This is a genomic window from Scytonema sp. NUACC21 (assembly GCF_054684315.1).
In genome coordinates this window covers 1-25,078 of sequence record NZ_BAAFZH010000050.1, presented here as the reverse complement: position 1 = coordinate 25,078, position 25,078 = coordinate 1, and the positions used below count along the sequence as shown (strand labels likewise).

Genomic DNA, 25,078 nt, shown 5'->3' with positions numbered 1-25,078 from the left:
CACTACAACTAAGTAGTCCGTTTTCCTTGGAGAGTATGACAACCAACGATTATGAAACTGCAAGCCATTTAGGCTGGCAAGAATGTCATAAACAGCTAGAGCTTTTAATGCAGTACCAGAAAATTTTGGCAAGGATTCTGGGTAAAATTCGTGCATCTATTAACTTAGAATCCTTGTGTTCGACTTCTTGTCAAGATATTTGTCGGCAATTGAAGATTGAACGAGTGACAATCTATCGTTTTAACACAGACTGGAGCGGTAGTTTCATAAATCGTTTTGGCTTTGCAGTGCCACCTTGGGATACACTAAATGCCTTTGGGCAAGACTTAGTATGGCAAGATTCTCATTTGCAAGAAACACAGGGGGGGCGATATCGTAAAAATGAGCCCTTTGCTGTGGCTGACATATACAAAACCGGACACGCTCGTTGTCATATTGAAGTATTAGAACAATTCCAGATTCAAGCATACGCCCTAGCACCGATTTTCGTGGGTGAAAAACTCTGGGGATTGCTGGCTGCCTATCAACATTCAGCCCCGCGACAATGGCATACTCACGAAGTTGAATTTTTAGCACATGCTGCCAGCCATCTTGGTGTGGCGATGCAGCAAGCACAAACCCTAGAACAGAACAAGCAACGCACAACAGAATTACAGGATGCCATAGCCAGACAACGTGCTTTAACAGAAGTTGTCACCAATATTCGCTCTTCTGTAGACACTAAAATTATTTTAGACACGGCTTGTCAACAACTGTGCAAATTGCTGAAGCTAGAACGGGCAGCTGTTTATCGCTTTCGTGAAGACTGGAGTGGTGAGTTTGTCAGTCAATTTGGCATGGTAGAGACGCAATGGGACAGACTTCATCGTTTTGGACAAAATTTAGTTTGGGAGGATACCCACTTACAAGAAACTAAAGGAGGGCGTTACCGCAATAATGAGAGTTTTGCCGTTAATGACATTTATGAAATCGGTCATTCACGTTGTCATATTGATATTTTAGAGCAATTCAAGATTCGGGCTTATGCCGTAGCACCCATATTTACTGGTACAAAACTGTGGGGATTGATAGCGGCTTATCAACACTCCGGACCACGTCAATGGGCAAATTACGAAGTTGAATTTGTCGAACAGGTAGGGGCGCAATTAGGAGTGGCAATTCAGCAAGCCGAGAATTTAGAGCAGTCCAAACAACAGGCGATCGCCCTTAAAGATGCAATCATCCGTCAACGCGCATTGACGGAGGTAGTAGCGAAAATTCGTTCTTCTCTAGATATCAATTTAATTTTAAAAACGACTTGTCAAGAAGTATGTAAATTGCTGCGAGTTGAGCGGGTTGGGGTTTATCGTTTTAATCCCGACTGGAGTGGTGAATTTATCAGCCATTTTGGTATGGTTGAAGCGCAGTGGGACAGTATTAATCCCTTCGGCAAAAATCTTGTTTGGCAAGATACCCATCTACAAGAAACTAAAGGCGGACGCTACCGCAATAATGAAACCTTTGCTGTTAATGATATCTACCAAGCCGGACACTCACGCTGCCACCTAGATATTTTAGAGCAGTTCAAGATTCGCGCTTATGTGTTGACTCCCATTTTTGTGGGGCGGAACCTGTGGGGATTGCTGGCGGGTTATCAGCATTCTGCACCACGCCAGTGGGAGAGTGTAGAAGTAGAATTCTTGGCACAGGTTGCCAGTCAATTAGGAGTGGCGTTACAAAGTTGCGAAATGATGATGCAAATTCAAACCCGTGCTGATGAACTGCATCAAGCAGCTGAACAACGCCGGATTTTATTTGATTTGGTGGTAAAAATTCGCGAGTCTTTGGATTTAGAGACAATTTTCAATACTACAGTACACGAGGTCAGGCGAGCGCTAAAAGCAGATCGAGTTGCTATCTTCCAATTTGAACCTGATGTAGATCCTTGCAGCGGTGAATTTATTGCCGAAGATGTGCTGCCGAAGTTTGATTCTGCCCTGTCCATAAAGGTGCAAGATCATTATTTTGGTAACCATTTCCTACCGCAATATCGCCAAGGGAAAGTACAAGTCATATCTGATGTCAACTGTGTTGGTCCTAAAGTACCCCATATAGAAGTTATTGAGCGATTCCAAGTGAAAGCACAGATTCTTGTACCTTTGATGGAAGGCGATGAACTGTGGGGGTTATTGTGCATTCACCAATGTACCTGCCCGCGTCCTTGGCAAGAGGATGAAGTAGAATTTGTCACCCAAGTATCGGCGCAACTTAGCGTAGCATTGCTTCAAGCCAACCTATTTCAACAATCTAGTTTGCTCGGTCAAACCCGTAAAGAAGCAAATCAACTAGCGCAGGCTTTGACAGAACTACGGACAGCGCAAATACAAATTATCCAGGCGGAAAAAATGGCTAGTTTGGGACAATTGGTGGCGGGGGTTGCCCACGAAATTAATAACCCAATAAATTTTATTCACGGCAACTTGGAACACGCTCACCAATACACACAAAATTTGTTGAATTGCGTAAAACTTTACACCCACTACCATGCTGATACGACACCGGAGATACGAGAGTTTCTTAAGCAAGCCGAAATCGAGTTTTTATTTGACGACTTACCGAAATTATTCCAATCGATGAAGGTTGGTACGGAGCGTGTTCGCGGAATTGTGACATCTTTGCGGAACTTTTCCCGTTTAGATGAAGCTGATTTCAAAGCTGCCAACATCCACGAAGGTATCGACAGTACATTAATGATTCTGCAACACCGTTTGAGTTCTTCATCTGGTAGTCCTATTATTCATGTAAAAAAAGATTACGATCGCTTACCTCTAATAGAATGTTATCCCGGTCAGTTAAATCAAGTGTTTATGAATCTGTTATCTAATGCTATTGATGCGTTAGAAGAGCGGAATACACAAGCAACTCCTGAAGCGATCGCTGCTAACCCCAGCCAAATCCGCATTTCTACTTCTATGCTTAATAATGACTGGATTAGCATTCGGATTACTGACAACGGACTCGGCATAGATGAGAAGCTAATATCTCGGATATTCGATCCATTTTTTACTACCAAATCTGTAGGTAAAGGTACGGGATTGGGGCTTTCTATTAGCTATAAAATCGTGACTGATAAACATAACGGTAAGATATATTGCCAATCTGAACTCGGCAAAGGTACGGAGTTTATCATTGAGTTACCGATTCGTCAGACAATAGCTAAAAAACCTATCGTTAAAGTCAAGATGTAAGGCTAAGAAGCAGATAGAAGTACATAGGTAGGGGCGAACGGTTGTATGCCTACCTTGCGTCGGCACGCTTCGCGTTGGCTCATATCTTGCACCATCACCTTATTGCAAAAATCAAAGCCCAAAAAGCTAATCCCGATCGTAGGTAGGGCTATGCCCGATAACTATGAAGGTGCGCCAACAGATGGCAGCGCTTGGTTTGACAATAATGATACCCTTTCTCAAAAATCGGCAAATGCCGTGCTGCGGGGCGGTTCCTGGCTCTACCTTCCTAAAAACTGCCGTTCCGCGTCCCGCGACGTCAACTATAGGGCGGAGCGCGACTACTTCAGCAGCAGTTTTGGTTTTCGTGTAGCCTGTGGGGTGGGGTTGGGCTTTAAGTAGCTATTTATACTTTATTTTTTTACCCTTTACGCTTGTTCTTTTTTTCTTTTTTTGTAGCCATAAGGCGACTCGAATTTTTAGACAGTAATATTAAGATTGATTAAAAAATGAAAGAATTATCGGTCATCCAAAAGACCTATGATTGCATTAAATGGTACGTGCCAATTATTGAGAGGTTGCCCAAAATTCATAAATTTACCTTAGCAGCTATGCCATACAATTGAACAACTGAGGCACAGCCCTACCTACGTATGTTTCAAAAGTCAAATAGCGTTTCTATAAAATCTCAGTATTGATACGTAGAGTTTGATAAATTTTATATTAGTAAAGCCATAATTTTAAGGGTTTATCAAATTTCTGATAAAGAAACACTGAATTTTTGAAGAATTGATTGATACTCCTGTTGGCTGAGGTTAAGCTGAGAAAATATGAACTGGGTATTCTTTGGTCTTAAGAAGTACCATGACCGCAAACAGCTTAACAGATTATCAGAGCAACAAATATACTTTTGACTCTGAAAAAAAACGACTAGATTTAGAGATTGCACAAGAGAGGATATATAAATATTTTATTGGCATTGTTAAAACCTGGGAGCCAGAACAGGTTTTACAAGAATTTGAACGCCTGTTTCTTAGCTTGATTGATACAGAAGATTCTGATTTTCAAGCAGGAATTCATGAACTTTTCCTTGAGACTGAAGATCGGGAATTTTACAACACGCTTAAGCGCTGTTGTTATATATTAATTAATAATTGGGAAACTAATAGAAAACACAAATACATCCAGGATTTGGTACAGCTATTTTCTCAATATAAAAACATTTTAAATACAAAAAAAAATAAAAAAAATGCCATTTATATTAGATGGATAGATGATTTTATTGATAGCAAAGAATATCAAGATTTGAAATTATTTGCATTTAAAAATATAGAGGAACAATCTAAAGTCAATTGGATAAATCGTTACTCTTCCTATTTGTTAGTAGCTCAATCCTTAGATGTTAATAATCCAAGGGAGCAACAGGAAGCTGCTATAAAGCTAGCCAGACAACTTAAAGACAAGTTTAAGTTTGAGCTAGCTATGTATATTGCTCGTTCTCAATCTTCTAGCTCAACTATTAGCCGTCACAAAAATCCTACTATACTGGGAGACAACGTTTTGCACTTAATCAAAGCAATTGTTGTCAAAAAAGGTATATTTAGCTATGAAAATATTGCCAATATATTCCTAAAGCAAACACAAAATCAAACTTTTGAAGAATTTAAAGCAAGCTTACAAAAGTATTTGATTTTTTCCGTGCAACAACAGAATTTTGTAGAAACTTTGAAACAGCAGCTATCCGAAAAGCTGTATCCTTGGAAAGCAGAACAACATGAAGAAGTTATTAATAAGGATTTGTTGTTAAGAACTTGCAATAAAGTCATTGATTATTTAATTACAGAAAATGGACGCGAACCTTCGTCACTATTTATTTTATTGCTTTCTCAAGGACATCCACTTACGTTAGTGATAGTATTACTTAAAATTATTCTTGTTTCTAAAAACTCGCGCAGTCATTTAGAAGGTCGCATAGCTCATCTGATTCGCTACTACAATAAATACCCAGAAGATGAGTGCAAATGGCTCATTCATTTTATAGAGATTTTTAATATCACTTTCGCAATTTATGCGGAAAATATTGAATATAATTTAATTAAGATAAAAGAAGATGAGGAAACCGCAGAGCCACAGTTGAACCTGGATGATTATCATGTTTTTTCTCAGTTAAAAATAAATAGAATAAAATGATTTTCAGTAAGCGGTCGGGAATAAATACAACTACATTACAAAATTTAAATATATCTGAAACCCTTACCAATGACAAATGACAGCTGACTGAGGACGACCTTTTCCAGTTACCTTTTTTCATACCGACCTACTTATGAAAGACGTTCATCAAGCCAAGCTAAGGCTGCACCAGAAGTTTCAGCAAAAATGCTAATCAAACGATACAAACTAACAGCACTGAGGATGAGGGCTGTGGGAAAATGGTATTGTAACAGGGCGATCGCAGTAGCTTCAAACACTCCCAAGCCCCCTGGTGCGCCGGGAACAATCAACCCCAGCAACCAAGAGAAACTAAAAGCCCCAAGTAACAAAGGTATTTGACTCCAATTCAAAGGACTCAGAGCGAACAAAGTTAACACAAATCCAAGACCGCGCAGAAGTATAAAACCCAGTTCTCCTAACAAAGGTCGCAGGGGGTATTGTTCAAGAAGAGAAGTTGAGCTAGGTATCGTCGAAGAATTAGACTTTCTGACCTTCAAACGCTGTAATATCCTAATTCCCAAATTCAGAAACCTTGGATGAATCACACAAAGCACCCCTACCAAGCCGATAACTCGTGCTATTTGTAAAGCAAAGGCTGTATCTTGTGGGATAAATTGGCTGCTGACTAGGACAATTATTAAAGCAGCTGCTGCCATCAAGAGTGGTTCTAGCAAGACGCTGAGGGTAGCTACGCCGACAGACACTTCAGAATTTTTTGCAGCTAGAATTCGTCCGTAGTAATGCCAGACATTACCCGGTATGTACTTAGCAATATTCGTTTTTAAATAGACTTGAATAAATTTAAAAGGGTGTATGGGTTGCTTTAAATCGTGAAGAACCCAAGTCCATACCCAACCTGCCAAAGTATGGGCTAATAAAGTTATACCCGTTGCAGTAGATAAAATTGCCCAACTGAATGCGTCAATACGGATATTAGCTACATCTTGCCAGTTATCCTTAAGGGCTTTTGCTAAAAAAAATAATGTTCCACCCAAAATTAACCAGCGTAAAATCCGCTTCATCATCTTAGTATTTTAACCGAGCGATCGCTTATCTAAATACATCAAATCATAATGCATATCAGTTATATTCTCATCAAGACCTAAAAAACCGAGTCACTCAGACGGACAATTCGGATTGCTAGATTACCTAAAGACGTAGGTAGGGTTATGTTGCAATACGGTTCAGATAAGACCAGAAGCCTGATTGAGAACACAACATAGAGACGCGCCATAATGTAGAGACGCTTCAAACAGCGCGTCTCTACAACGTGATTATTTGCACATCAGCCTTAACTGAACCATATTGGGCTATGTTGCACCTTCGCTTTTGGTGGGCAGTGCCCACCCAGCCCTAATAAATCAAGTTATGTTACGAAATGTAAATCTCCTAGAACCCTTACTAATGACCAATGACCAATGACAAAGGACTAAGGACGAACCTCATGAGTTAATTTTATTTGTTTCATCCTACTTACCTTGTAATTAGCTTTAATAAATTTACTGACAGTATAGTAAAATTATACAATTATAATATTTTGGTGACTTAGTATTGGTATCTCAACAGCAGCAACCATAAATTGATAACCAAATATTCATGAAAGATTAAAGTTAAACTAAATATACGCAAGCGAAATAAAAGCGAATTACAGGAACTTATATCTGACTAAAGTTAGAGAAAAAGAGTAATTAAGCGTTAAAAGAGATGTGACCTTTGCTAGAGGTAAAGTTTACCATTTTCTCTGTAATATCAGTAACTGTTGGTCAAATATTTGCAAATTTAAGCAAGTCCAAACAAAGCGAACAAAAAACTTTCCCGCATAGAAATATAAATGAGGGAATTTTTTTGACCGCTTTTACTTGTTGGAAATTGGAAGGAGGAATTAGTGAATCGCTTAACAGCTTTTCTAAAGAAACTACAGCTACGTCAAGTTTTAACTGTATTTTTGGCTGGGCTATTGTTGATAGTAAGTACTGCTTGTAGCAGTCCAACAAATCAAGGTGCAAATCCCAATAATCCTGCCGTACAAGCTGGGGGTGCAAACAACCCTTATAAAGGTGGTGGGGATAAATATACTGAGTCCAAGATGTCCAAGTCTGGGCTTGACCAAGCTAGCTTGCAGTTAGAGTCACAATTGCTTGTCGCCACTGCTGTTAATAGTGAAGAAAAACTTTACCCTGGTGCTCAAAACCCACAAGGTAGAGCTTTCAAAGAAGCAGAATTACCCATCAAATCAGAGAAAGACTTTCAACAGCCTGAGCCAGGTGGTTTGATTCAGCGCGAACCAAGTGTTATAGAGCGAGCTCAAGACCGAATCGATACAGTTGGAAAGGCATTTCAAGATGCTTCAGGCTTTTTGAAAGACTTGGGAGATGAAGCATCTGCTAGACCAGAATTGCAAAAGAATCCAGCAGTAGGTAAATAATTGGCATTTGAACCTTAAAAGCCAACAGCAAACAGTTGAATAACGTGTTTCATATTGGCTTTTAATACAAGTTTTCATTGAGTACAAAATTACAAGGAGTCTTACGGTGAAAAGAGTATTTGCTGTCTTGAGAAACCTTCGACCTCTAAGAATTTTAACAGCTTTTGTAGCAAGTATCACCCTATTTTTGACACAGGCTTGTAGCTCAGCAGATGCAGGAACACCCCGTCAAAGTGTAGGAGAGCAGTCTGCAAGACCAAATTCAGAAATCTACGTTCCCAAAGGCGATAATCAGCTTTCTCCCTATGAAGGAGGAATGAACAACTATAGTGATGTAGACCCCAGAACCAAGGGAGCTAATGTGAAAGCTAAAGCTGAAGCTCTCAAGGAAAATGCCGAACAAAACGTCATTGACGAAACAAGCAACATTGGAGAAAACACTCGCCGTATCCTTGACAAAAAAGGTGAAAATCTCGAAGAGATTGGTGGGAATTTACAGAGAAACGCTCAAGATACCGCAGATAAAGCTAGGAGTAGCCTGACTGATTTTGCAAGGGGAACCAAGAAAGGCATTAACAATATCCAAGACAATGCTAGCAATGCTGGTGATGACTTGGGAAGAAATGCTAAAGGTGCAGTTCGGGATGCAACACAGAATGTGACTGGCAGAAATACAGCAAACGACTTTGCACAAAGAGGTCAAAACACAGTTGAAAATACTGGTGATTTTGTGCAAAGAAATGCCAATCAACTTGTCAGAGGTGCTCAACGCAAATTAGAAAAAGCAGGTGATGCTATCAAAGATACTATTGACTAACTTTTAGTCAATAAACCTCTCTAAACAAGAATGTAGAGACGCGCCATGGCGCGTCTTTACAATTTTGTAGCAGAACAGGCACTGCCCATCCTACGCAAGAAAAAGCAGGTGATGCTATCAAAGATACTATTGACTAACTTTTAGTCAATAAACCTCTCTAAACAAGAATGTAGATGTCATTTGTCATTTGTCATTGGTCATTTGTCATTGGTCATTTGTCATTAACAAAAACCACTAACCACTAACTACTAACCGTTTCTGAATTGCTTCAACCAGTTCATCGATTTCCGATTCTAGAGTAAAGTAATGAACACAAGCACGCACGCATTCGGGATCGGCTATTTTTCGAGTTAAAAAACCAAGAGATTCTAAGTACTCCACGAATTTCTGGCTAGTTTGAGGCTTTTGCTCGGTTAGTTGAAAAGAGATTAAACCGCTTTCTGGTGGGGAAGTCCGCAAACATTTGAGCCCTGGTAGGTCTTGTAATTTTTGCCACAAATACTGACTGTTATGACAGATTTGCTGGTAACGTTTTTCTGGTGTTCCCCATTGCTGATGAAAGGAGATTGCCTTCCTTAACCCTGTATAAAGCGGATAATTGGATGTTGCCACTTCGTAACGACGCCCATCGGAATACCAATCCACTGGTTTTGCTTTACTGTCACAAACAACGCCACGCCAACCAATGAACGTAGGTTTCAGGCTATCTCGCACTTCTGGTCTTACGTACAAACCTCCCACACCACCTGGGCCGCACAACCACTTGTGTCCCGTAAAGGCATAAAAATCCGCTCCCAATTCAGTTAAGTTTAAGGGGAGTAAGCCAACAGATTGAGCTGCATCTACGAGTAGTCTGGTCTGGTTATTTCTGCATGCTTGGGCTATTTTATCAATAGGTAATATTTGACCAGTATTCCAAAGAACATGGCTGATAACAAGCAGGCGAGTTCTTGGGCGCAAATGCTGAACGATCGCCTCTACTGGATCGCCTTCATTTAAAGTAGCCATCACAGGGCAAACAGATACTTCAACCCCCTCTCTGCGACTGATTTCTTGTGCTGTTGCAATAATACCTGGGTGTTCGCAATCTGATAGCAGCAGGTGGTCGCCAGATTGCCAGTCAATACCCCACATGGCAATATTGCAGCCGACGGTTACATCTTCCGTTAATGAGATTGTTTGCTCTGGTACATTTAACTCAGTCGCGATCGTAACTCGAGTAGCTTGTATTTCTTCCGCTATCCACCGATTGACTTTTGTGCCAAAAGGACCTATCTGCTGGATGTATGCTTGAGCCTCAGTAATAGCGTCGATGGCAGCTTGCGGCATTGGTCCTTGACCGCCATAGTTGAAATAGAATTTGTTGGCTAAAGCTGGAATTTGCTCTCGGTGGCGATGCAGCATAATCATTTAGTTATGAGTCAAGGGTCATTAGTCAATGGTCATTAGTCAAGGGTCATTAGTCAATGGTCATTAGTCATTTTACCCTCCCTCACTCCCTCACTCCCTCACTCCCTCACTCCCGAATCGAGTTTAATAAGTAACATGGTTTTTAGTTACCTGCATCACTGCTAGAACATACTTATTCTTGTTACCCTAAGGGAATGCTAATTAATGCTGAACTACTGCTGCAATACCAACGTTGCAAGCGCCGACCTTATTTAGATGTTTATGGTGACAGACGTCAGAGAGATCCTGTTAGTGACTTGCTGCTGAAACTGCAACAGGACAAAATGGCTCGCCACCAGAGTGTTTTGACACAGTTCAACAGTCAAAAACCAAATTATCGCTTCGGTGATTGGGAAACAGGTGAAGCTGCCACTTTAGAGTTGATGCGACAGGGGGTGGAGTGCATTTATCAAGGGGCAATTATTGCAAATTATTCTCAAGAGTATACTCTAGTTAGCCGTCCCGATATTCTCCTCAAGCAAACAGGAATGTCGCGCTTTGGAGATTGGATGTATGTTCCGATGAACATAGAACTTGGGAAGCGCCCCAAACAGGAGTATCAAATTTCAGCAGCATTTCACGCTTATGTATTAACTACAGTGCAGCAAGTAGAGATAAAAACAGCTTGGCTTGTACTGCGTGGCAAAGAAGCGGCTTATCCTGTAGATATTCCAAGATGGCGACCGCTTATGCTAGACATATTGGAAGAGTTTACTCGAACTCTAGAAAAAGAGGAAGCACCAGAGGTATTTATATCTCGTCAGCGGTGTAGCCTTTGCCCCTGGTATAGTAGCTGTTATGCTGTTGCTCAATCTCAAAAACACCTTTCTTTGCTGCCTGGAGTTACGCCCGTTCGCTATAAACAACTACAAGCGCTAAATATAACAACTGTAGAATCCCTTGCCCAAACTCATCCTACACAACTAGAACACTTACCTGGTTTTGACAGAGTCGTTGCTCCTAAGATAATATTGCAAGCTCAATCTATAGTTGAAAATAAGCCTATTATTATACCAGACTTGTTAGCAAAAAAAGGTACAAATCTAGATTTCAGATCCTACAGCACTTCTATTTACCTTCAACAACCAGAGGAAAAACCCTTAGATACTCTTGGGGTAACTCATTCTAAAGAAGATCTTCTGTTTACAGCCCCCGTAGAAATATTTTTTGATATTGAGGCGCAACCAGATTTGCACTTAGATTACCTATTGGGAGTTTTGGTTATTGACAGGCAAAACAACACAGAAAGTTTTTATTCGTTTTTAGCAGAAAAGCAAGAAGATGAACAGTTAATCTGGGAGCAATTTCTAGATTTGGTTTGGCAATATCCCGAAGCACCAATTTATCACTTCTGTGTTTATGAATTGGATACAGTGAAACGGCTGGCAAAACTTTATCACACTCCGTACAACTCTGTACTCCCCGTCTTGGATCGTTTTGTGGATGTATATGAGATATTAACGCAAAATGTGGCTTTACCAGTAGAAAGCTATGCTTTGAAAACAATTGCTCGATGGTTGGGGTTTGAGTGGCGAGATCCAGAAGCAAGCGGTGCTAAATGTATTTATTGGTATGACCAGTGGTTGCAAACAGGCGATCGCACTTTACTAGAAATTATCCAACGTTACAACGAAGATGACTGTCGTGCTACCTATAGCGTTAAAGACTGGCTCGTTAAGTTTTTTCAAAATAGTTAGTAGGTAGTGGTTAGTGGTTTTGTTGATGGTTGATGACAAATGACAAATGACCAATGACAAATGACCAATGACAAATGACCAATGACAACCATTCCCAGTCACCTTTTTTCGTACCGACATACTTAACTACGGATGTGATATCGTGTGGATGACTTTTACCACAAGCGATCGCGATGGACTTTATCAGAAAATTTTTCAAGTTTCCCAGAATTCTTTATTTTGTTATTCCAATTTTAATTATCATTATTTTTTTCGTAGATTTTCCTGCTCCATCTGTGCCAATAACAGGAATAAATTTTATAGGTTCGGCTAGTTTTCCCTCAAATTTTTCTTACCAAAAGACCCCGATGGGAGGTTTTTCGGGAATTACTTACGAGCCAAAAAAACAAATTTATTACACTATATCTGATGACCGGAGTGATAAAGCTGCTGCTCGATTTTATACACTAAAAATTGACCTAAGAAATGGATTGCTAAAAAATGATGGTGTTGCTCCCATTGGTGTTACTACACTTTTAAATGAAAGCAAACAAGCTTTTGCGACTGGGAGTATCGATCCAGAAGGTATTGCTTTAACTAGTAAGGATACTGTGTTTGTTTCTTCTGAAGGAGATGTTAGAAAACAAATCAATCCTTTTATTAGAGAATTCGCTTTATCTTCCGGTCAGGAACTAGCATCTCTATCCATTCCAAATAAGTTTTTACCAGATAACAAGGGGAGCCAGGGGATTCGCAATAATCTAGCTTTGGAATCTCTTACGATTACACCAGATGAAAAATACTTATTTACAGCAACTGAAAACGCCCTTGTGCAAGATGGTTCAGTAGCTAAGCCAAATATTAGTAGCCCTTCTAGAATTCTACAATACAATCTAATAACGAGAAAGCCAGAAAAAGAATTTCTTTATTTAACTGAACCAATAGCACCTCTTTTCGGTCTATCTCCACGGTTTGATAGTGGATTAACTGATTTAGTTGCTCTTGATAATTATGGAAACTTCTTGAGTATAGAAAGAACTTTTACTGGTTTGGGATTTTCTATTGCGCTATATCAAATTTCCATAGAAGGATCTGATGATATTAGCAATATCAATAGCCTTTCAACTTTTGACATCAAAAAGGTCAAATCAGTTGAGAAAAAACTACTTTTAGATTTAAGAAAGCTGGATGTAGCGCTAGACAACATCGAAGGCTTGACCCTCGGTCCAAAGTTACCCGACGGACAGCGAACGCTCATTTTAGTAGCCGACAACAATTTTAATCCTATTCAACAAACCCAGATACTAGCTTTTAAAATTCAGATGGAACCAGCGATCGTAAGGTTAATACGCCGTCTCCTTCCAAGCTTGAACCGTTAATTACACCAGTGGGTGGATATTGAGTAGGGAAAGTAGAAGATCTCTACAGTCACCAAACCTACAACCCGCATTTTCTTTACAGAGAACAAAAAACTCTTAACTCCAGTTAAGCTGTTAAGACTTTCTCGTTTCCTTCTTGTGTAATTTTATAAAAAATGAATCAACAATAATCAGTATATTTACTGTTTTATTAAAAAACATTAATAACCTTTGTTTTTTGTTTACGTGTATTTTCTCATACTCATTTAGTATTAAATATGTTAAATAAGAATTAATAGATCGTCCATAATTATCCGGAAAAATTTACCAAATTGTAATCTTTATTTTTCTAAAATTTTATCTATCTTTAAAATTATTACAATTTATTAATATTTTTCTTATATAAAATTGTAAAGTGAAAGAATTTTTGCCATTACCCAAACAAATATCTTTCAAATTTTACGATCTTTCATATTTAAAATATAGGTTAAAAAGTAGTAATGACCAAGACAGATTTAGATGGATATATCGGAAAGTTCTTAAACAATCGCTACTTAATTAGAGATGCCATCGGTAGAGGTGGGATGGGCAAAGTTTACTTAGCAGAAGATGCTGCAAAAGATGGAATGCCAGTTGCTGTGAAAATTTTGTCCTTAAGCTTAATCAACCAGCAAATGTCCCAGCGCTTTATCAGAGAAATTTTTATTGGTGCTCAATTGGGACGTAAAAGTAAACATATTGTCCGTGTATTAAATTATGGAATTATTGATAATAAAGTTCCATTTTATGTTATGGAATACCTCCAAGGAAAAAATTTAAAAGAAGTTCTTAAAAATCAAAAATTAACAATACCAGAATTTTTAGATTTTTGTTATCAAATATGTTTGGGTTTGCAATGTGCTCATCAAGGAGTGAGCTATAAAGGAGATATTTATCCTGTTATTCATCGAGATATAAAACCAGAAAACATATTTATTAGTGAAGATGCAAAATCTGGCTTAATCGTCAAGATTCTTGATTTTGGCATTGCCAAATTTTTAACAGAGCGTTCTGCAATGACCTTGACTGATTCATTTATTGGGAGTCTTCCTTACTGTTCTCCAGAACACATGAATTCCCCTAGGAGTGACAGAAGACAGACTCTTAGGTTCTGTGGATGTGGAACAGTCCGTCAAACAAGGGGATACCGTTTTTCAACCGGGTTTGCTAGCCCAAGCAAACCGGGGAGTTCTTTATGTCGATGAAATTAATTTATTAGACGACCAAATATCAAATCAGCTTTTAACAGTCTTATCCGAAGGACGCAACCAGATAGAACGGGAGGGGATAAGTTTTCAGCATTCCTGCAAGCCCTTGTTTATCGCAACCTACAACCCAGAAGAGGGAACTTTGCGGGAACACTTGCTTGATAGAATTGCGATCGCTCTTTCCGCTGATGGTGTTCTTGGTTTAGATGAAAGAGTACAAGCTGTAGAACAAGCAATTTCCTACTCCCTATCCCCTCAAGAATTTCTCAAGCAGTACAGCGAAGATATAGATGCTCTCAAAACCCAAATTATCTTGGCACGAGAATGGTTGAAAGATGTTCGCATCACTCACGAACAAATTGCCTACTTAGTAGAAGAAGCAGTGCGTGGAGAAGTGCAGGGACACCGCGCTGAGATTTTTGCCGTGCGTGTTGCCAAAGCGTCTGCTGCTTTGGATGGGCGCACGCAAGTGACAGCAGAAGATTTGCGACGTGCTGTTGAACTGGCGATCGTCCCAAGGGCTACTGTCATACAAACACCCCCACCCGAAGAAGCACCGCCACCACCTCCTCCTCCCCCACCTCAGAATCAGGAAGAACCCCAAGATAATTCCGAACAGGAACAAGAGGAACAACAAGAGGAAGAAAATCAAGAACAGCCAGAACAAGAACCACCCAGTATCCCTGAAGAATTTATCTTCGATCCAGAAGGAGTGATTCTTGACTCCAGCGTGCTTTATTTTGCTCAAATGGCGCAACGGCAGGGAAAATCTGGTAGCCGCAGTTTAATTTTGTCAGAAGATCGGGGACGATATATCAAACCAATGTTGCCCAAAGGTAAAGTACGGCGCATTGCTGTAGATGCCACGCTGCGAACCGCAGCCCCGTATCAGAAAGCAAGACGGCAGAGGTATGAGAATCAGGGAAAAGGTAGACAAGGCGAAACTTCTCCCTACTCCCAAAAAAAGCGGGTATTTGTAGAGCAAAGTGATATCCGCTCAAAGCGCCTTGTGAGAAAAGCAGGTGCTCTTGTTGTGTTTGTTGTGGATGCTTCGGGTTCTATGGCATTAAACCGGATGCAGTCAGCAAAAGGTGCAGTGATGCAACTCCTGACCGAAGCATATCAAAACCGCGATCGAGTGGCTTTGATTCCTTTCCGAGGAGAACAAGCAGAAGTTTTATTACCCCCAACGCGTTCTATTGCTTTGGCGCGTAACCGTCTTGAAAGATTACCCTGCGGTGGTGGTTCGCCCCTAGCTCATGGTTTAACCCAAGCCGTGCGTGTCGGTTTAAATGCCCAGATGAGTGGTGATATCGGGCAAGTTGTGATTGTAGCGATAACCGATGGACGTGGAAATATTCCTTTGGGGCGTTCTTTGGGTGAACCCCAAGAACCAGGACAAAAACCAGACATCAAAGCAGAGTTATTAGACATCGCTGCCAGAATACGTGCTTTGGGAATGCAGTTGTTGGTAATAGATACTGAAAGTAAATTTGTCTCTACTGGGTTTGCTAAGGAGTTAGCAAAGAATGCTGGAGGTAAGTATTATCATTTGCCTAAAGCAACCGACCAGGCTATTGCTGCCATGACACGAGGAGCAATTGCTGATTTGAAATCTCGATAAATTAGTTATTTGTTATTTGTCCAGTGTCCTTTGTCATTTGTATTTATCCTAATGACTAATGACCAATGACTAATAGCTAAGCCCCTGTAGCAACTGCTTGTGGTTGTAACATAGTTACCAGGTCTTGAATTCCTTTTTGGAGATACCTTGTGACTGTCATGGGGCTAGTACCAATTTTCTTGGCGGCATCTTTACGAGACAATTCTTTCAAGTACACCATTTCAACTGCCATGCGAGGCTTTTCTTCTAGCTTGTTAATTGCTCCTTGAAGTTGTTGCTGTTCTTCTTCGAGTTGCTGGAGAGCAGCAGAACGAGGACAGGGCAGTGCTTCACCTAGGGTAATTTGGCAATCTACATTTTGAACTACAGTAGCATCCAAACTCAAGGGTAAACGGTTTTGAGCAGCCAATTTTGTTTCTTGCCATTCTTGTACTGACACTTTCAATTTGCTAGCAATTTCTGAATCTTTTGGAGGACGACCCAAGGCAATTGCTAATTCTTTACGTACTTTTTGACCTTCATTATACAGTTCCTGCCAACGACGGGGAATTTTTAAGAGAGTGCTGCGATCGCGCAAAAAGTGCAGCATTTCACCACGAATATAAGGTACGGCAAAAGAACTAAAAGCATACCCTTGGCTTGGGTCAAAGCGTTCAATAGCTCTTATGAGACCAAAATAACCGATTTGCTCTAAATCTTCGTAAGGCTCATTGCACTGATGGCTAAATTTATGAGCCATTTTCCGCACTAACCCAGTATGTAGCTGTACGAGTTGATTGCGAAGTTTAATGGAGGGGTTCTGGTGGTACATCTGTAATAATTCCATGCCATCAAACTGCATATAAGACTTAGTGGTAGCCATAATATAAATTCCTTTTTAGTAACTACTGGTTTTAGGGAAAAATAAGAGTTGCGTATACGTTCTTCAAAGCTGTCATTATTTTCCTTAGGAAGCCCTTGGGAAACCATTCGTTGTTCCACTGAACTTATAAGGAAGCCGAACTCGAGAATCAGCATTTACACGGATTCTTTTTCCTGTGCTTCTCGATTCCCGAAAAGTTAACTGGAATGTGGCTTAAATGTTAACTTCCCTAAAGATCCCAAACATTGAGAAACAATTATGTTTAACTTAAATACTCTTGATTCAACACAGTTCAGTTAAGGGCTTTTAGAAAGGAAAACTCAGGTTTTTGGAAGAAACTTAAGTTTTGATTCGCAAGCAGTGTTGTTAAGTACGGGCTAACTTCTACTTTTGGGGAATTTTGTGGCTGCAAACCGAGGCGATCGGTAAAAATAGAAGTAAACAGGAATCCTTGACTGAAATCTGCCTTTAAAATTATGAGCAATACCAGCAACTTCCGAGAAGCGATTTCTAAGGCTAAAAGCCAAGCCTTGTTAGGTCCCAATGTCATTGCCAACGCCCTGCCCTATTTGGGTGGTGGATTGGTACTCACTGCACTTGGGACTTATGGGGGACTTGGTGTTATCCGTAACAACCCTGGGCTGTTCTACCCCACTTTCTTTGGGGCAGTGATTCTGGAATTGATTTTGTTCTTTGTTGCCCAGAATATTGCCGAAAACGGTAATAAAAAGGTTGCATTGCCCTTGCTAGCAACCTACAGTCTTTTGTCTGGCTACACTCTTAGTGGTTTGGTCTTTTTGGCATTAAGAACCCAAGGTGTGGGTATCCAAGGGATTGGCATAGCGGCAATTGGTTGTGGCATCACCTTTATTGTTGCCCGTCAAATTGGCTCAAATCTCTCTGAGTCAGATGGCATGGCATTGACGAAAACTATCAGTCTGGGAGTGATTGCCCTAGTTGTGGTGGTCGGAGTGCAATTTTTATTCAGCATCTTTGGTGTCTATGCACCCACATGGCTGGAAATTGGTATCTCAGGATTGGGCGTCTTTCTCTTTGTAGGCGCATCTGTGGTAGATTTTTACATCTTGCCCCGTACCTACCGCAATGACCAGTATCTACCTGCAGCATTATCGATGTATTTAACCTACATCAACCTCTTTGTTTTCATTCTGCGATTGCTTATTGCCTTAAATAGCCGCGATTAGGAAATTTAATCACCAAAAATCAGCTGTGGTTTTATATCAAAACCACAGTTTTTTACTTTTAAGAGAGAACAGGGAACTCTTAACAGAGAATCCCCATCAATACATTCCTAAGCATTAACCGTTTGAGCCAATGGCACGGTTAATGCTTATGTATAAATTTTAACTAACTATGATTTAACTTTTGTCTTCTGCCCTATGCCTTTCTTCGGTAACAACACCTCTGCTGAGTCAAGTGTGGGTAAAATTGAAAGAGTAAACCAGTCTAGAGAGCAATCGCGTATAATCCGAAGCGCTCTTTTATAAGTCAATACTATGGAAGTCTTAGAACTTAAACGCGAAGTAGAAACGTTGTCCGACCGCCTGGGTAAAACCCAGGACTATCTTTGACATACCCGCACTTACCGCCAAAATACAAGACCTGGAACAAATAGCAGCCCAGCCGGAATTTTGGGATGACCAAATTAAAGCCCAAGAAATACTCCAAGAACTAAACGATTTGAAAGCCCACCTACAACAGTATCACCACTGGAAATCCAGCCTGGAAGATACAACGGCAGTGATCGAGCTTTTGGAGTTAGAAACTGATGAAGGTCTGCTTCAAGAAGCCGAATCTACTGTTAAAAAGCTCAACCGGGAACTTGACCAATGGGAGTTACTCCAATTGCTTTCAGGTCCATACGATGAAAAAGGAGCTGTGTTAACAATTAATGCGGGTGCTGGTGGTACGGATGCTCAAGATTGGGCGGAGATGCTATTACGCATGTACACCCGTTGGGCAGAGAATCAGGGTTACAAGGTGCATTTAACTGAAATTTCTGAAGGCGATGAAGCGGGCATTAAATCCGCAACAATAGAAATTACAGGGCGCTATGCCTACGGGTATTTACGCTCCGAGACTGGCACTCATCGCTTGGTTAGGATTTCTCCTTTTAATGCAAATGGTAAGCGGCAAACAAGTTTTGCTGGGGTAGAAGTTATGCCCCAGTTAGATAACACCGTACAACTCGAGATTCCAGAGAAAGATTTGGAAATTACAACATCTAGATCGGGTGGGAAAGGTGGGCAAAATGTCAACAAGGTGGAAACTGCTGTGCGGGTTGTTCACCTTCCTACAGGTATTGCCGTGCGTTGTACGGAAGAACGCAGTCAACTGCAAAACAAGGAAAAAGCCCTTGCCCGATTAAAGGCTAAACTACTGGTTATAGCCCAAGAGCAACACGCCAAGGAAATTGCCGAAATTCGAGGTGATATGGTGGAAGCTTCTTGGGGTAACCAAATCCGCAACTATGTTTTTCACCCTTACCAAATGGTGAAAGATTTGCGAACCTCGGAAGAAACAACTGCGATCGCCGATGTTATGAACGGTGAAATTGAGCGGTTTATCCAAGCCTTTTTACGGCAAGAAAATCAGGTAGTTAGTGGTTAGTAGTTAGTGGTTAGTAGTGAGCAACTTTTTGACTGCTAACCACTCATCAGTAGCTTTTAGCCACTAATTTATCAGGCACAATGGCACCGATGTCATATACAAACTGTTACATTATTATCAGAGCTTGTTAACAATTTATTATGAGCGACTCTCCTTCGACGGAAACTCATATCCTGCACCATCAACTCCCAAGCGAAAATCAAAGCCCAAAAAGCTTGTTGTTTCCTAGGTAGGGCTATGCCGCATGTCCCCTTAGAGAAAGTGCGCTGGCTCGTTTCAATCCCTGATAGGGATTCCTAGTAATTGTAAGGTCCCGTGTGGGTTCTTAAAGAAGTTGGGTTTTATGTTTCAATCCCTGATAGGGATTCCTAGTAATTGTAAGGGGCTCCCAACGGCGCAGGTAAATACGCTTTTTATCCCGTTTCAATCCCTGATAGGGATTCCTAGTAATTGTAAGGACGGGCATCCATTAGCAGCGCAATTGGCAAATCGTTTCAATCCCTGATAGGGATTCCTAGTAATTGTAAGGTTTGTATACCCCCGTTGGGAACCATGCAACTAAATGTTTCAATCCCTGATAGGGATTCCTAGTAATTGTAAGGTTTAGTACTAGATTGGTTGGGTTTATCAGAGAGGTTTCAATCCCTGATAGGGATTCCTAGTAATTGTAAGGAGAACGTCCGATCGCCCTAGCCTCTATTGCCCCCGTTTCAATCCCTGATAGGGATTCCTAGTAATTGTAAGGGATATCAGACTCTTTTGGCTGTACACCCTGTCTTTTGTTTCAATCCCTGATAGGGATTCCTAGTAATTGTAAGGTGCTGTGAAACGATGCCGATTACAGGCAAGTCGGGTTTCAATCCCTGATAGGGATTCCTAGTAATTGTAAGGCTTGAAAATCAGTTATTGCTTTGATGAAGATTTGAAGTTTCAATCCCTGATAGGGATTCCTAGTAATTGTAAGGGCTAACTTGGGATAAAAAGAAGGTAGCCAAAGACTTGTTTCAATCCCTGATAGGGATTCCTAGTAATTGTAAGGGGTAGGAGCCAGAAAATGAGTTTCTATTTGGTTTTCAATGTTCGGAATCGCGGATGGGTCGATCATAGCATCAAAAATGGAGATTGAGTAGAGTTAAAATCGCTGAAACACTGTCTGTGTAAGGAGCGCGGATGGGTGGAGTTGTTTTATGGCTCACAAGTCTTGTTGTTCAAGGGATTCAGCCATTTTGACCAACTGTTGTTTTCCAACACCTACCCATCCGCGAATTTGGCAAAAAAAGTAAATGCAATATCAAGCTGTTTCTTCATTGTAAAGTAATCCTTAACTTCTTCCTCACTATTTTTACTTGACACTTTACAGTGGAGGTTTTCGGTCTGGTCGAACTTGAATCGTAACTTGCTCAATACCGACTTGTTTAGCGATCTCGCTTCTGCTATAGAACGTTATCTCCCCTCAGCTTTGTCTTACAGGGTAATGACCAATGGGAGGCGGAGAGTGCAAGTACGAGCTTTACGCCAAATGAAATAGTGGAAATATTTCAAGAAAAAAACGTGAAAACATAAACGTAAAGTACTTGAGGTAGAACTTAATTCACATAATCGACTCTCAAATAATTGTCAGGAGGTAAACAAATGGGACGTATTTTTATTTCAGCCGGTCACTTTACGGGAGACCCTGGTGCAATATCAGTGTTTAACACTACAGAAGCTGATGAAATGATACAAACCCGTGATTTGTTAGTGCAAGAACTAGAACTTCGCGGTTTAAAAAAAGACCAAGATTTTTTTTCTGTTCCTGACAATATTAACCTAAAACAAACAATTGAGTGGATCGCTCGTCGTGCTCGTACTAACGATGTCGCTATCGAACTTCACGGTAATTCTGCTACTCCCCCTGCACGAGGAGCTGAAATCTATTATATTGCTGGTAACAATGCGCGAAAAGAAAATGCACTACGTATTTTAGATGCTCTAATCCGTGCAGTTCCTGGACTTCAGGCGAGAGGAGCAAAGCCAGATACCTCAACTCGATTCGGGCGTTTAGGCTTTTGTCGAGATATAGCAATACCCTCTCTAATCATAGAGTTATGTTTTCTAAGTAATCTAGAGGATATGAAGCTTCTGCGCGATCGCCGCAATTTATTTGCCAAAGGACTTGCTAATGGTCTAATGGAATGGAGCCAAGTTTCAGAACGGATTCTGCTTCCAGAAAAGATTATGGGACTTGGAACTGTATCAGAAAGTCGTCTAAAAAAGTTTCTTGAAGCAAAAAATCCAGGTGCTTTAAACCAATTTTCTAATTTACCCAAGCTTTACATAGACGAGTCTGCCCTTGAGGGGGTTAATCACGATATTGCTTTCTGTCAAATGTGCCTCGAAACAGGGTTCTTAATTTTTGGTGGAGATATTCAACCCAGCCAAAACAACTTTTGTGGTCTTGGTGCAACAGGAGGTGGGATTCGAGGAGCTTGTTTCCCTAACATTCAAACGGGAATCAAAGCTCATATTCAGCATCTCAAAGCTTACGCATCTACCGAGCCTGTAAAGCATTTACCGATCGTCGATCCTCGTTTTCATCTCGTCAAAAGAGGCGTTGCTCCCTTAGTCACTAACTTAAGTGGTCGCTGGGCTACAGATCCTAAATATGGCAACAAAATTCTAGCTCTCACTAAACAGCTTCTTGAGATGAATTAAATTTCATACATTGGTTTCAATCCTTGATAGGGATTCAAGTTAATTGAAATTAAATTACAACTTGCACTGCTAACAGCTGAGACAGTTTCAATCCCTGATAGGGATTCAAGTTAATTGAAATTTGAAACTTCACCTAGCAAAAGACGTGCCAACCGCGTTTCAATCCCTGATAGGGATTCAAGTTAATTGAAATCTTGTCAAATTATTTTGCTTACGATGGATTGAATGTTTCAATCCCTGATAGGGATTCAAGTTAATTGAAATGTTCACGCCAATTACGGCGACACTACCCTGATACTGGTTTCAATCCCTGATAGGGATTCAAGTTAATTGAAATTTTGCTGACATCAAGCGATACAAGCTAGAGGTGTTATGTTTCAATCCCTGATAGGGATTCAAGTTAATTGAAATAATCTCAAAGTAAGCATACTCCCAAATGGAACTAGAGCGTTTCAATCCCTGATAGGGATTCAAGTTAATTGAAATAAAAAGGATTTATCTGACCTTGATAAAAGAATAAGAGGTTTCAATCCCTGATAGGGATTCAAGTTAATTGAAATGTATCGAGTATTTGAGCTTGGACATTGTAGCCAGTTTCAATCCCTGATAGGGATTCAAGTTAATTGAAATCCCTGCCCTATTCCCTAAAGTAGCATTCTGTTTTTTTGTTTCAATCCCTGATAGGGATTCAAGTTAATTGAAATAGGTCGCACAGTTCCGTCAGGCGCATAGCAATCGCTGTTTCAATCCCTGATAGGGATTCAAGTTAATTGAAATCTCTATACAAACGTTTAGTAAGCCGTGTTCTTTGAGAGAGTTGTTTCAATCCCTGATAGGGATTCAAGTTAATTGAAATTAATAGCCATTCTGGGTATACTGGCTGGGTTCAGCCTTTTGTTTCAATCCCTGATAGGGATTCAAGTTAATTGAAATGGGAAGACGCAGGGCAGCTGCAACGTTAAAGCGGTTTCAATCCCTGATAGGGATTCAAGTTAATTGAAATCTTACGCCAATCTTCCCTTTTATCACCAACGTTGATAGATGGTTTCAATCCCTGATAGGGATTCAAGTTAATTGAAATGTTTTTAAACCCAGACGAATTTGAAGGGCAAATGTTTCAATCCCTGATAGGGATTCAAGTTAATTGAAATCAGAAGCGATCGCCGACATGGAAAAAGACGAGTTTGTTTCAATCCCTGATAGGGATTCAAGTTAATTGAAATTCAATTAGAGAGCTTTATGCAAAAAATAAGCAGGTTTCAATCCCTGATAGGGATTCAAGTTAATTGAAATCATGAACGCGGGGTTGTTGTCAGCGAATAATGTTTCAATCCCTGATAGGGATTCAAGTTAATTGAAATAACACAACATTACACAATTGGAGATTGATTTTATGTTTCAATCCCTGATAGGGATTCAAGTTAATTGAAATGCCACCACATTGCTGTCTACGAATCCAAAGAAATCGTTTCAATCCCTGATAGGGATTCAAGTTAATTGAAATGGCGGGAGCCGGAAAATGAGCCTTTATGCGGTTTTCAATGTTCGGAATCGCGGATGGGTCTATCATAGCATCAAAAATGGAGATTGAGTAGAGTGAAAATCGCTGAAAACCTCTCTGGGTAAGGAGCGCGGATGGGTGGAGTCGTTTTCTGGCTCACAAGTCTTGTCCTTAAAGGGATTCAGCCATTTTGACCAACTGTTGTTTTCCAACACCTACCCATCCGCGAATTTTCCAGAAAAAGTGAATGTGATATCAAGCTGTTTTTATCATGATATTAAGTAATTCTTAGTGGTTAGCAGTGGTAGGTAATGACGAAGTTGGACAAAGGTGGGCAGTGCCCACCCTACGTGATGGCTTGGTGAGTAGTGGTAGGTAATAGGGATTTCCAAGAAATGAATTTTACTTCTTGTGGTACAGGCGTCCCCGCCCGTTCTGTACAATCGGCGGGCTAGAAGCCCGCACCACAAGAGAAAGTTGGAGATTTTTTTATCTGGAAGTCCCATAACAAAATTGGATAACGGTGGGCAGTCCCCATCCTGTCTCCCCAAGATAAAGTTGATTCAAAATTGGTAGCGACTACTGCGATATCTAATTCCATCACGTGCCCACGCTGTCTCCCCAAGATAAAGTTAATTCAAAGGTGATTCGATCTCGTAAGTTAGCATTTGAAAACAGTATACGCCTAACCCCTTGACGGATCGCTGCCATTACCACCTTGCCTAAGTAAATATTCCCATATACGCTGAATCTCGGCTTGAAATGCTTGGCGGTCAATTGCTGCTTGCTGTCTGTCTTGGGCTGCTTGCGCTCGATCTTGCTCGGCTTGTATAGCTAAGATATCTACTCGGTTGGTTACAGCGTTGACGTTCTCGGTTAGCTGCTGGATGTTAGCAACCAGAACATCAATGGTGTTGCTTTGAGCGTTGATGTTAGCACTCATAGCAGCAATGGTGTTATTCTGGGCTAACACTGTTTCGCCAATGTTAGCGAACAGATTTTCTAGACGGCTGAGTCGTTCCTCAATGCTTGGTGGTTGTCCTGTGTTGGTCATTTGTTTTTCTCCTTATTTTGTCCTTGGCGTTTAGCGAGCACATTCTCAGATAGCGTCTCCATTAGATTAGAAAGTATTTTATATTAACCCTTGTGCAATCTAGATTTACAGGATATTGTGCAGAAAAATGACCAATTCAACGAGCAATTTATTGATCGTTTTTGATGGAGTTTTGCATTGAAGAGCATTGATAGCCCACAGACCTGATTTTTCCCTCCAGTCTGGGAGCGGATTTCAGCCTTCACTTTATATCATGTCCGGGTAAAGACTTATCATTAAGGCAGAGGGGGAGAGGGGGGGAGAGGGAGAGGGGGAGCGAGTTT

16 protein-coding genes, 2 pseudogenes and 2 CRISPR repeat arrays are annotated in these 25,078 nt (G+C 40.6%); of the genes and pseudogenes, 13 read left to right on the top strand and 5 right to left on the bottom strand.

Going from position 1 to position 25,078, the window contains the following annotated elements; translation table 11 throughout:
* Positions 1-35: 35 nt before the first annotated feature.
* The 4 genes and pseudogenes from ACYRY3_RS06560 to ACYRY3_RS06545 all read left to right on the top strand — a co-directional run bounded on the left by ACYRY3_RS06560 (position 36) and on the right by ACYRY3_RS06545 (position 5,396).
* A complete protein-coding gene (locus tag ACYRY3_RS06560; RefSeq protein WP_460200897.1) occupies positions 36-3,227 on the top strand; it encodes a GAF domain-containing sensor histidine kinase in 3,192 nt (1,063 codons plus the stop codon).
* Positions 3,228-3,377: 150 nt separating this feature from the next.
* Entirely contained in the window at positions 3,378-3,608 is a 231-nt protein-coding gene (locus ACYRY3_RS06555; protein WP_460200896.1) for a hypothetical protein, read from the top strand.
* 107 nt (positions 3,609-3,715) lie between these two features.
* Positions 3,716-3,811 (top strand): annotated as a pseudogene (locus tag ACYRY3_RS06550) (diversity-generating retroelement protein Avd); the annotation flags it as partial.
* A 259-nt stretch (positions 3,812-4,070) separates the two neighbouring features.
* Positions 4,071-5,396 (top strand): hypothetical protein, encoded by a 1,326-nt coding sequence (locus tag ACYRY3_RS06545; protein WP_460200895.1) that lies wholly within the window; start codon positions 4,071-4,073, stop codon positions 5,394-5,396.
* Positions 5,397-5,527: 131 nt separating this feature from the next.
* On the opposite strand, the gene ACYRY3_RS06540 is transcribed toward ACYRY3_RS06545, so the two are convergent.
* Positions 5,528-6,442, bottom strand: a complete 915-nt coding sequence (locus ACYRY3_RS06540) for a lysylphosphatidylglycerol synthase domain-containing protein (protein ID WP_460200894.1) — start codon at positions 6,440-6,442, stop codon at positions 5,528-5,530.
* An 860-nt stretch (positions 6,443-7,302) separates the two neighbouring features.
* Here ACYRY3_RS06540 and ACYRY3_RS06535 point away from each other — a divergent pair.
* Both ACYRY3_RS06535 and ACYRY3_RS06530 read left to right on the top strand, forming a co-directional pair.
* The gene (locus ACYRY3_RS06535; protein ID WP_460200893.1) at positions 7,303-7,842 is read left to right on the top strand and encodes a DUF6658 family protein; all 540 of its coding nucleotides are present in this window, start codon (positions 7,303-7,305) and stop codon (positions 7,840-7,842) included.
* A gap of 106 nt (positions 7,843-7,948) precedes the next feature.
* On the top strand, positions 7,949-8,659 hold the full coding sequence (locus ACYRY3_RS06530; protein ID WP_460200892.1) for a DUF6658 family protein: 711 nt from the start codon (positions 7,949-7,951) through the stop codon (positions 8,657-8,659).
* A gap of 234 nt (positions 8,660-8,893) precedes the next feature.
* Here ACYRY3_RS06530 and ACYRY3_RS06525 read toward each other — a convergent pair whose 3' ends face one another.
* The gene (locus ACYRY3_RS06525; RefSeq protein ID WP_460200891.1) at positions 8,894-10,069 is read right to left on the bottom strand and encodes an aminotransferase class V-fold PLP-dependent enzyme; all 1,176 of its coding nucleotides are present in this window, start codon (positions 10,067-10,069) and stop codon (positions 8,894-8,896) included.
* A gap of 194 nt (positions 10,070-10,263) precedes the next feature.
* Between ACYRY3_RS06525 and ACYRY3_RS06520 the strand changes: the two genes are divergently transcribed.
* Complete coding sequence (locus ACYRY3_RS06520) at positions 10,264-11,805, top strand: TM0106 family RecB-like putative nuclease (protein WP_460200890.1); 1,542 nt, start codon at positions 10,264-10,266, stop codon at positions 11,803-11,805.
* 10 nt (positions 11,806-11,815) lie between these two features.
* Here the strand turns inward: ACYRY3_RS06520 and ACYRY3_RS06515 are convergent, their stop codons facing one another.
* Entirely contained in the window at positions 11,816-12,004 is a 189-nt protein-coding gene (locus ACYRY3_RS06515) for a hypothetical protein (protein WP_460200889.1), read from the bottom strand.
* Between ACYRY3_RS06515 and ACYRY3_RS06510 the strand changes: the two genes are divergently transcribed.
* From ACYRY3_RS06510 to bchD, 3 genes and pseudogenes are all read left to right on the top strand, one after another.
* Complete coding sequence (locus ACYRY3_RS06510; RefSeq protein ID WP_460200888.1) at positions 11,979-13,163, top strand: esterase-like activity of phytase family protein; 1,185 nt, start codon at positions 11,979-11,981, stop codon at positions 13,161-13,163. The genes ACYRY3_RS06515 and ACYRY3_RS06510 overlap by 26 nt on opposite strands.
* A gap of 479 nt (positions 13,164-13,642) precedes the next feature.
* Positions 13,643-14,254, top strand: a pseudogene (locus tag ACYRY3_RS06505) (serine/threonine-protein kinase); the annotation flags it as partial.
* A 1-nt stretch (position 14,255) separates the two neighbouring features.
* Positions 14,256-16,013, top strand: a complete 1,758-nt coding sequence (gene bchD / locus ACYRY3_RS06500; protein ID WP_460200923.1) for a magnesium chelatase ATPase subunit D — start codon at positions 14,256-14,258, stop codon at positions 16,011-16,013.
* A gap of 76 nt (positions 16,014-16,089) precedes the next feature.
* Here the strand turns inward: bchD and ACYRY3_RS06495 are convergent, their stop codons facing one another.
* The gene (locus ACYRY3_RS06495) at positions 16,090-16,875 is read right to left on the bottom strand and encodes an RNA polymerase sigma factor SigF (RefSeq protein ID WP_460200887.1); all 786 of its coding nucleotides are present in this window, start codon (positions 16,873-16,875) and stop codon (positions 16,090-16,092) included.
* Between the two features lie 476 nt (positions 16,876-17,351).
* Here ACYRY3_RS06495 and ACYRY3_RS06490 point away from each other — a divergent pair, with 476 nt between their 5' ends.
* The 3 genes from ACYRY3_RS06490 (at position 17,352) to ACYRY3_RS06480 (ending at position 22,200) form a co-directional block, all read left to right on the top strand.
* Positions 17,352-18,080 (top strand): Bax inhibitor-1/YccA family protein, encoded by a 729-nt coding sequence (locus ACYRY3_RS06490; RefSeq protein ID WP_460200886.1) that lies wholly within the window; start codon positions 17,352-17,354, stop codon positions 18,078-18,080.
* 312 nt (positions 18,081-18,392) lie between these two features.
* Positions 18,393-19,506 (top strand): peptide chain release factor 2 gene (gene prfB, locus ACYRY3_RS06485; protein ID WP_460200885.1). Its coding sequence is split into 2 segments (ribosomal slippage): positions 18,393-18,464 and positions 18,466-19,506, totalling 1,113 coding nucleotides; the frame shifts between segments, so codons are not numbered across the junction.
* Positions 19,507-19,779: 273 nt separating this feature from the next.
* A CRISPR array of direct repeats spans positions 19,780-20,545; the repeat unit is 38 nt; unit sequence GTTTCAATCCCTGATAGGGATTCCTAGTAATTGTAAGG.
* A 593-nt stretch (positions 20,546-21,138) separates the two neighbouring features.
* Positions 21,139-22,200, top strand: a complete 1,062-nt coding sequence (locus tag ACYRY3_RS06480) for an N-acetylmuramoyl-L-alanine amidase (protein WP_460200884.1) — start codon at positions 21,139-21,141, stop codon at positions 22,198-22,200.
* A 13-nt stretch (positions 22,201-22,213) separates the two neighbouring features.
* Positions 22,214-23,704: direct repeats of the CRISPR family, unit length 37 nt; unit sequence GTTTCAATCCCTGATAGGGATTCAAGTTAATTGAAAT.
* Between the two features lie 682 nt (positions 23,705-24,386).
* Here ACYRY3_RS06480 and ACYRY3_RS06475 read toward each other — a convergent pair.
* Positions 24,387-24,755: a hypothetical protein gene (locus tag ACYRY3_RS06475; RefSeq protein ID WP_460200883.1), complete on the bottom strand. Its 369-nt coding sequence runs from the start codon at positions 24,753-24,755 to the stop codon at positions 24,387-24,389.
* Positions 24,756-25,078: the final 323 nt, after the last annotated feature.